9 protein-coding genes are annotated in these 9,091 nt (G+C 63.1%); all 9 read right to left on the reverse strand.

Annotated features, from left to right (window positions below):
- Window positions 1–1,190: potassium-transporting ATPase subunit KdpA (gene kdpA, locus EN906_RS13005; protein ID WP_127375206.1), on the reverse strand; the 1,190-nt coding region annotated here is incomplete at its 3' end.
- A 20-nt stretch (window positions 1,191–1,210) separates the two neighbouring features.
- Complete coding sequence (locus EN906_RS13010) at window positions 1,211–1,300, reverse strand: K(+)-transporting ATPase subunit F (protein WP_032808122.1); 90 nt, start codon at window positions 1,298–1,300, stop codon at window positions 1,211–1,213.
- A 448-nt stretch (window positions 1,301–1,748) separates the two neighbouring features.
- Entirely contained in the window at window positions 1,749–2,051 is a 303-nt protein-coding gene (locus EN906_RS13020; protein WP_127269540.1) for a DUF982 domain-containing protein, read from the reverse strand.
- 259 nt (window positions 2,052–2,310) lie between these two features.
- Window positions 2,311–2,535, reverse strand: a complete 225-nt coding sequence (locus EN906_RS13025; protein ID WP_013529641.1) for an alkylphosphonate utilization protein — start codon at window positions 2,533–2,535, stop codon at window positions 2,311–2,313.
- A gap of 274 nt (window positions 2,536–2,809) precedes the next feature.
- Window positions 2,810–3,622: an NAD(P)-dependent oxidoreductase gene (locus tag EN906_RS13030; RefSeq protein ID WP_127269541.1), complete on the reverse strand. Its 813-nt coding sequence runs from the start codon at window positions 3,620–3,622 to the stop codon at window positions 2,810–2,812.
- 3 nt (window positions 3,623–3,625) lie between these two features.
- Window positions 3,626–4,828, reverse strand: coding sequence for a pyridoxal phosphate-dependent aminotransferase (locus EN906_RS13035; protein ID WP_127269542.1), 1,203 nt, complete (start codon window positions 4,826–4,828; stop codon window positions 3,626–3,628).
- Window positions 4,825–6,444, reverse strand: coding sequence for a hydantoinase B/oxoprolinase family protein (locus tag EN906_RS13040; protein ID WP_127269543.1), 1,620 nt, complete (start codon window positions 6,442–6,444; stop codon window positions 4,825–4,827). The genes EN906_RS13035 and EN906_RS13040 overlap by 4 nt, the downstream gene beginning before the upstream one ends.
- On the reverse strand, window positions 6,441–8,534 hold the full coding sequence (locus EN906_RS13045) for a hydantoinase/oxoprolinase family protein (RefSeq protein ID WP_127272763.1): 2,094 nt from the start codon (window positions 8,532–8,534) through the stop codon (window positions 6,441–6,443). Before EN906_RS13045 ends, EN906_RS13040 begins: the two co-directional genes overlap by 4 nt.
- The coding region (locus EN906_RS13050; RefSeq protein ID WP_245484237.1) for a thiamine pyrophosphate-dependent enzyme at window positions 8,531–9,091 on the reverse strand (561 nt) is incomplete at its 5' end. The genes EN906_RS13045 and EN906_RS13050, both read right to left, overlap by 4 nt.

A 9,091-nucleotide genomic window follows, 5' to 3' on the forward strand; every position in this document is an offset into this window, starting at 1 on the left:
GCGACGAAGACGGCGACGACGATGTACATCAGGATGCCGTAGAGACCGGCGCCGACACCGCCGACGATGACTTCGCCAAGCTGCATGTTGATGATCGGGATCATGCCGCCGAGCGCGGTGAACGAGCCGTGCATGGCGTTGACGGCGCCGCAGGAAGCGGCCGTGGTGATGACGGCAAACAGCGCCGACAGGGCGATGCCGAAGCGGCTCTCCTTGCCCTCCATGTTGCCGCCGTCGATGCCCAGCGCATGCACCAGCGGGTTGCCGGCGGCTTCCGCCCAGTAGCAGATGGCGACACCGGCGATGAACATGACGCCCATGGCCGAGAGGATCGCCCAGCCCTGGCGCTGGTTGCCGATCATGCGGCCGAAGACATTGGTCAAGGCGGCGCCGATGGCGAAGATCGACACCATCTGGATCAGGTTGGAGATCGCGTCGGGGTTCTCGAACGGGTGCGCGGCATTGGCGTTGAAGAAACCGCCGCCATTGGTGCCGAGCATCTTGATGGCCACCTGCGAAGCGACCGGGCCGACGGCGATGGTCTGCTGCGCGCCTTCCAGCGTCGTGGCGTTGACGTAGGCGCCGAGCGTCTGCGGCATGCCGAGCCAGACATAGACCAGCGTCAGCACGATGCAGAACGGCAGCAGCAGATAGAGTGTGGAGCGGGTCATATCGACCCAGAAATTGCCGATCGACTTGCCGGACGCCCGGGCAAAGCCGCGGATCAGCGCAATGGCGATGGCAATGCCGGTGGCCGCCGAAACGAAGTTCTGCACCGTCAGCCCGGCCATCTGCACGAGATAGGACATCGTGCTCTCGCCACCATAGTTCTGCCAGTTGGTGTTGGTCATGAAGCTGGCGGCGGTGTTGAAGGCCAACCCTGGTTCAACCGCTGTCATGCCGGCAGGGTTGTAAGGCAGGCTGCCCTGCAGGCGCTGCAGCGCATAAAGCACCAGGAAGCCGGCGAGGTTGAAGAGCAGCAGGGCGACCGCGTAGGTGGTCCAGTGCTGTTCCTCGCGTTCGCTGGTTCCGCAAATACGATAAAGCCCACGCTCAAGCGGGCGAAGGACCGGCGAAAGCAGCGTGCGGTCGCCGTTGAAGACGCGGTGCATGTAGCCGCCGAGCGGCTTCACCAGCAAAACGACGATCCCGCAATAGACCAGGATCTGTATCCAACCGTTCAGTGTCATGGGTGTGGCTTTCCGTGCCTTCAGAAGCGTTCTGGACGAACGAGGGCGTATGTCAGGTAGGCGAGCAGGAACAGCGTAACGCCGCCACCGAGAATATAGTCGACGATCATTTTTTCAGCCTCGCTCTAGAGCGCGTCACAAGCTTTTATGTAGGCGAAACAAAGGGCAAAGAACAAAATTCCGATTCCGATAACGGCCATATCCATTGTGTTTATTCCTTTTGTTCTTTTGTACTTTGCGAATTTGACAAGAGAGTTCGCAATATCTCGAAAGTGTCCCGTCGCACCTTTGGCGACGGAGCCGGTTGTATTTTCTAAAAGGAATATGGACCCGATCGCCATAAAGGTTCGAGACGGGGCGCAGTAGAAAGAAATAGGAATTTCATAAAGATTTTTGCTCGGGCTCTTCCCGACACTCCACGCAGGGATTGTCGCCCAAGACACACGGCTACAGGATGGCGATTTCCTTGCGAGCTGCCGGAAACGCGAAAGCCCGGCTGGGGGCCAGCCGGGCTTTCTATGGTGGTGTGGCTTTAGCCGCCACGGAGAACATCAATCTTCAGGCGGCGTAGCCGCCATAGCCACGCGCAACGGCGTGCACGCCCGCCACCGGCTCGAGGTCCGGCCACAGGATGCCGGCGGCTTGCGCGAATTCGAGCAACGCCCGGCGCGCCTGCTCGACGCTCACATAACCTGGAACGGCCAGATCACATGTCTCCACCGCGTTTCGGTAAAGCGGGCCGCGGCGGGAGGTCGTCCAATTGGTGAGGAAATCGTGCATTTCGGCCAGCGAGGCAATCTCGCGCTTGAAGCCGAGGCCGACCGACAGTGCGACCGGTGAATGAAACAGCTTGTCGTGCATGAAGCGGGCTCCTGGTTTTTCGCGCGCTTGGAGAGATATCCGGGCGGGTCCGCGAACGGGACGCCGTGAAACGCGCAATGAGGCCGGAGGTTCCAGCTTGGGACTTGGCGATTTTTTTGATTGTGCCTGGTCGGCGAAGTTATCAATTCACAGCGCAACGATCGCGTGCCGGACGCTCAACGGCTCCGCAGCCCCCTTGGCGACGGCAGGCTCTCCAAAATCCCGAAGGAGCCATCGAGATCGCTTGCCGCCTTGAGGCTCACGCCTTCTTCACGAACTCGGTCTTGAGCACCAGGCCTTTCACTTGCTTGGTGTTGCATTCGATCTCGCCGGGATTGCCGTTCAGGCGGATGGCCTTCACCAACGTGCCGCGCTTGATCGTCTCCGAAGTGCCTTTGACTTTGAGGTCTTTGATCAGCGTTACGGAATCACCGTCATTCAATTGAGCGCCATTGCTGTCGCGCACGATTACATCGTTCGGCATGCCATCTCCTGTGATTTGGATCCCACTACCAGATCAGATGAGAATCCCAAAACCGATGACGACCGGCAAGTCTTCGACGCCCAAGGTGGATGAACGCTTGGGGGAAGTCCGGCATCGTCTGCAGGTACCGCTGCCAGATCTGATCCATGACCGTGGTCGGCGTGGCACATCGAAGCCGGCGCCGCCGACAACCTCCTCGATCTCCGCCACCACGCGTGAATCCGTCGCCTGCCGCATCTCGGCTTCCGCTCTGCGCCATCGAGCGGATTGGCAGCTACGCCTGTTTGTCGTCCGGATGGCCAAGCTCGCAGAACCACCCGCCCAGATACTTCACCGATGGCGCCTTGGGATCCGGAACCTGCGTTTTCGCCTCGACCGCGGCGCGGAACGGCTCGGCACTATCCTGCGGAGAAAACCCCAGATGGTTGGCGCCGCTGTTGTCGACCGTTTTCACCTTGTTGTCGGAAAGGCCGAAGGAGATCGTATGGCCGACGCGCGGCGCGGTGAGAGCTGCCTCGACCAGACGCACACAATCGGCGAAGGAGAGGTATGACCACAGCATGCGACGGTCCGCCGGTTCGGGGAAGGACGAAAAGATGCGCAGGCACGCCGTCTCGATGCCGAACTTGTCCCAGTAAAGCCGGCTCAGGCTCTCGACGAAGTTCTTCGACACGCCATAGAGGCTGTCGGGACGCACCGGCGCGTCGACGCCGATATGCGCCTCGACCTCGTGATAGCCGACGGCATGCACGGAGGAGGCATAGATGACTCGTTTCACGCCGTGTTTCCGGGCGCCCTCGTAGATGTGATAGGAGCCGCGGATGCTGGAATCCAGGATGGTTTGCCATTCGCATTCGAGTGGTGCGCCGCCGAAATGCACGATCGCATCGCAATCCTTGGTGGCGGCAAACGTCGCCTCCATATCGGCGAGGTCGAAGACCGCTTCTTCCTCGTGTGGAGCAAGATCGCCGAACGGTTCGCGGCCGGCCAGGCGGATCGTTTTTGCCAGCGGCACCAGCCCCTTTCGCAGTTCCGAACCGAGGCGGCCGGCCGCGCCGGTGATCAGGATGCGTTCGTAATGCGGCATGATTTACTCCACTTGCGCGACGGCGGCGTTGATGCGCGCGATCGCTTCGGTCAGCACCTCTTCGCCGGTCGCGGTCGAGATGCGGAAATAGGGGGAAAGTCCATAGGCGGCGCCCGGCACCGAGGCCACGCGCCCTTCGTTCAGGAGATAATTCGCCACTGCCGTGTCGTCCTCGAGCACGACGCCTTTTGGGGTCCTGCGGCCGATCAGGCTGGCGCATCCGATATAGGCATAGAAGGCGCCTTCCGGTGGCGAAAGCGTAAGACCGTTGATCCGCCTGATGCCGTCGACGACAAGGTCGCGGCGCGCCTCGAACGCCTGCCGAAAGCGTGCCACCTCGTCCTGGGGGCCGTTGAGCGCGGCCACCGTCGCCGCTTGCGCGATCGAGCAGACGGACGTGCAGGACTGGCTCTGGATGATCGCCATCGCCCTGGTGAGCGGCGCCGGCCCGGCGGCATAGCCGACACGCCACCCGGTCATCGCATAGGATTTGGAGACGCCGTTGACGATCAGGGTGCGGTCCCTGAGTTCCGGGCAAGCCTTGCCGAAGGAGACGAAGTCGCGTCCGTCGAACAGGATGTGCTCGTAAATCTCGTCGGAAAGCACCAGCACCTGCGGATGCCTTGCCAAAACCGCTCCGAGTGCCCGCAGGTCCGATTGCGAATATATGGCGCCGGAGGGGTTGCCGGGCATGTTGAGGAACAGCCATTTCGTCCTTGGAGTGATGGCTTTTTCGAGCAGCTCCGGCGTCAGCCGGAAGCCGGAAGTTTCCGGGCACTCGATAACGACAGGCCTGCCGCCGAGCAGCTTCACCATCTCGGGATAGGAGACGAAGTAGGGCGCCGGCAGGACCGCTTCGTCACCAGACTCCAGCGTCGCCATCAGCGCGTTGAAGATGATCTGCTTGGCGCCATTGGCCACGACGACGTCGTCCGCCGTGTAGTCCAGTCCGTTTTCGCGGCGGAACTTGCCGGCCACGGCTTCGCGCACCTCGGCCGTGCCGGCGGCACCCGTGTATAGCGTCTGGCCGGCCTTCGCGGCGAAATGCGCCGCTTCGATGATATGGCTCGGTGTCGGGAAATCCGGCTCGCCCAGGCCAAGATCGATCACGTCGACGCCCTTGGCGCGCAGGGCCTTGGCTGCCTGCGAAGCAGCCATGGACGCCGACGGCTTCACCGCAGACAGGCGCGAGGCAATGTAGCTCATTTGCCGTTCTCCGAAATGTATTCCTTGGAGCGGTCGTTCGCCCGCGCCTCGGTGCTGCGCTTGGACGGATCGCCATAGCCGCCGCCGCCCGGCAATTGGAGGATCAGCCGACGGCCGGCCGGAACATGCTGCCAGCCTTTGGGTCGCATCTGCGTGCCATCGTCCAGCCTGACCACGCCGGCCACTCCAGGCCCGCCGCCGTTGCGCCCGTGGGCGGGATGATTGACGCGGTCGAACATGGCCGAGAAGTCGAATTCATGGCCCTCGATCGCCTCGATTTCGATAACCTGCCCGAGCCCGCCGCGGAACTCGCCGTCGCCGCCGGAATCGGGCCGCAGCTCCTTGCGCCAGATGACGATCGGCCCGGTGTGCTCCGTTGCCTCGATCGGCATCGTATGGACGCCGGAGGGGAAGGCCGTCGCCGACAGTCCGTCGAGACCGGGGCGCGCGCCCATGCCGCCGGAATTGAACATCAGCACCTCGGCACGGCGGCCCGAACCGCCGGAGACCGGCCGAACCGAGATATGGATGTTCCACAGTGCGCCGGCGCCCTCGGCAAGGATCTTGCCGGGCATCGCCTTGGCGATCGCGCCGAGCACCAGATCGGGAACCATGTGGCCGAAGATGTGCCTGAGCGCCACCGGCGCCGGCCGCACGGCGTTCAGGATGTTGACCGGAGACGACACGGTGAAGAAGGCGAGCGACGCGGCATTGTTAGGAATATCGGGCGCCACCACGCATTTCAACGCGTAGCAGGCATAGGCCTTGCTGTAGATGATCGGGCAGTTGATGCCCCATCGGCTCATCGGGTCGGTACCGGTGAAATCGACCTCGACGCCGGCGTCCCTAACCGTGACCGTCGCCGCGAGTTTCACCGGCTCGTCGTAGCCGTCGGTCACCAGCGCGTTCGACCAGCTGCCTTTGGGCATCGCCTTGATGCGTTCGACCAAGGCGTCGCGGGTGCGCGAGAAGATGAACTCGCCAAGCCCGTCCAGCGATGCCAGGCCGATCTCCTTCATCATGTCGACGAGGCGTCGGTGGCCGACTTCGTTGCAGGCGGCGAGCGAATAGAAATCGCCGACGACCTGGTTCGGCTCGCGGACGTTGGCGCGCAGGATCCTGACGAGATCGAGATTGACCTTGCCCTTCTCCGCGAACTTCATGATCGGGATCTGGATGCCTTCCTCGTAGACCGACTTGCCGTCAGCGCCGAAGCCGCGCCCACCGACATCGACCACATGTGCCGTGCAGGCGAAGAACGCAACCAATTCGCCGTTCAGGAACGACGGCGACACCATGGTGATATCGTGCAGGTGGCCCGTGCCCAACCAGGGGTCATTGGTGACGTAGGTGTCACCCTCGAACATGGTTTCGCGCGGGATTTCGTTCATGAAATGCAGCACCGCCTCGGCCATGGTGTTGACATGGCCGGGCGTTCCCGTCACCGCCTGTGCCAGCATCTGGCCGCGGGGATCGAACACGCCTGCCGACAGATCGCCGGATTCGCGCACCGATGTCGAGAAAGCCGTGCGCAGCAAGGTGAGGGCCTGCTCCTCGACCACCGAGATCAACCGGTTCCACATGACCTGCATGCGGATTTCACTGATGTCGCTCATGCCTGGCTGCCTTTGCGGATCAGAAGGATCGCGCCGTCGCTCTGGATGACGGCGTCGAAGCTCGTGGTGACGACGGTGGACGTCTCGCGTTCGACGATGATGACCGGGCCTGCCACCCGATCGCCGGTGCACAGCCCCTCCCGTTCGACGATGCCATAGGTCCGTGGCGCACCGCTGGCCGGATCGAACACCGCGCGGCTTGTTGCCGGCTGAGTGGTCCGCTTGCCGGTGATCAGCTCGTGCCTGGCGACAGCAGGCCGGACATCCGTCGCCTTCACGGACCAGGTGACGATCTCGATTTCCAGGCCGCCAAGTCCTTCGATGGCGCGGCCGAAGAAGCGTTGGTAATTCGCCTGGAACAAATCCTCGAGCGTGGTTGCGGCATCATTGCCGAACGGCTCGTCCGGCAGCGGCACGGGGATTTCCCAGCCCTGGCCGGCGTAGCGCATGAAGGCGGTGATTTCGCATGTGATCGTACCGTTGGCCCCTGCCCGCACGAAGCTTTCGGCTGACACTTTGAGGTCATCGAGCAAAGCATTGGCCTCGGCCGGCTTGAACTGCGACAGCCGCGTCAGCCGGGATGCCAGGGCTTCGTAGCCGAACGGAGCCTTGAGGAAGCCGATCGCCGATCCGACGCCCGCGCCCTTGGGGACGATGCACTGGTCGATGCCGAGTTTCTCGCAAAGCCTTGCGGCGTGAAGCGGGGCCGCGCCACCGAAGGCGATCATCACGTTGTCGGAAATGTTTTTGCCGTTTTCGACAGCATGGACGCGGGCGGCATTGGCCATGTTCTCGTCCACCACCTCGCAGATGCCGAAGGCCGTCGCCATGGCATCGAGCGACAGGCGTTCGCCGACATCGCGCAGGATCGCCTGTTCGGATGCGGGCGAGTCCAGCCTGATGGCGCCGCCGGCGAAATTGTCGGGATCGAGCTTGCCGAGCACCAGGTCGGCATCTGTGATGGCCGGGCGCCTGCCGCCGCGGCCGTAGCAGGCCGGGCCAGGTTCCGATCCGGCACTTTCGGGACCGGTCTGGATGCGGCCCATGGCGTCGACCCAGGCGATCGAGCCGCCGCCGGCGCCGATCTCGATCATCTCGATCACGGGAATGGAGATCGGCATGCCGGAACCTTTGCAGAAGCGATAGGTACGCGCCACTTCGAAGGTTCTGGCGGTGCGCGGCGCATAATCCTCGATCAGGCAGATCTTTGCAGTGGTGCCGCCCATGTCATAGGAGACGACCTTTTCCAGGCCGAATCGCCTGGCGATGTCGGCGGCGAAGATGGCGCCGCCGGCCGGGCCGGACTCAACGAGGCGCACGGGAAATTCCGAGGCCGTCTCTACCGAGATCAGACCGCCCCCCGAATGGATCATGAAGACCGGGCACTCGGCGCCCATCTCCTTCAAGCGAGTCTGGAAACGCGCGAGATAGTCCGCCATCTGCGGCCGCACATAGGCGTTGGCGCAGACCGTGTTGAAGCGTTCGAACTCGCGCATCTGCGGCGAGACTTCGGCGCTGATCGAAATCGGGATGGTAAGCTTGCGGGACAGGATAGCGCGTGCCCGGCGCTCATGATCAGGGTTGGTGTAGGCATGGATGAAGCCGATCGCCACGGAGCCGAAACCGCCGGCCGCGATCCGGTCGGCAATGCCTTCCAGGGCGGCTTCGTCGAGCGGTTGAAGCTCCTGGCCTTCCGCACCGATCCGGCCCTTTACCGTGAAACGGTGCTCGCGCGGGATTAGCGGCGCCGGCAGCTGCAGGTCGAGGTCATACTGCTCGAAACGGTTTTCGGTCCGCATCTCGATGACATCGCGGAACCCTTCGGTGGTGACCAGTGCGGTCTTGGCGCCACGGCGTTCGATGAGCGCATTCGTCGCCAGCGTCGTGCCGTGGATGATGATGCCGATCTCGGCAAGCGCGATACCGGCATCGCGCGTGACGACGGCAATGCCGTCCAGGATCGCCTGCTCGGGCGCCGCGTAATTGGTCAATACCTTGGTGGAGAAGATCGTTCCCCTGAGGTCGAGCGCGACGTCGGTGAACGTGCCGCCGATGTCCGCGCCGAGACGGATGTCGTCTTTGGAGGTCATGCCTTGGCCTTCTGGGAAGCGAGCGCGGCGTCACGCATCTGGGAAAGGGTCTGTCGGGGCGTCAGCGCTTCGGGAGATATGGCGATGTCGAGGACCGCTCCCGTCACGGATCCGAGCGCCCGATCGAACGCCGCCGCGAAATCGCGCGTCGCCTCGACCCGCTCGGCATGGAAGCCATAGGCCTTAGCCAGTGTCACGAAATCAGGGTTTTCGAGCGACGTGCCCGAAACGCGCGCCGGATAGTGGCGCTCCTGATGGGCGCGGATCGTGCCGTAGATGCCGTTGTTGAGGATCAGCACGATCGGCTGCGCGCCAGCCTGCATAGCGGTTCCGAGTTCCTGGCAATTCATCTGGAAGTCGCCGTCGCCGGCAAAGCAGACGACCGTGCGTTCTGGAAACGCAACCTTGGCGGCAATTGCCGCCGGCAGGCCGTAGCCCATGGCGCCAGACTGCGGGGCGAGCAGCCGTGCGTCCGGCCCGAACTTGAAGAACTTGTTCGGCCAGACGGTGAAATTGCCGGCGCCGTTGGTGAGAATGACGTCGTCAGGCAGGTTTGC

Source organism: Mesorhizobium sp. M7A.F.Ca.CA.004.06.1.1 (genome assembly GCF_003999135.1).
In the GTDB taxonomy this organism is placed as follows: domain Bacteria; phylum Pseudomonadota; class Alphaproteobacteria; order Rhizobiales; family Rhizobiaceae; genus Mesorhizobium.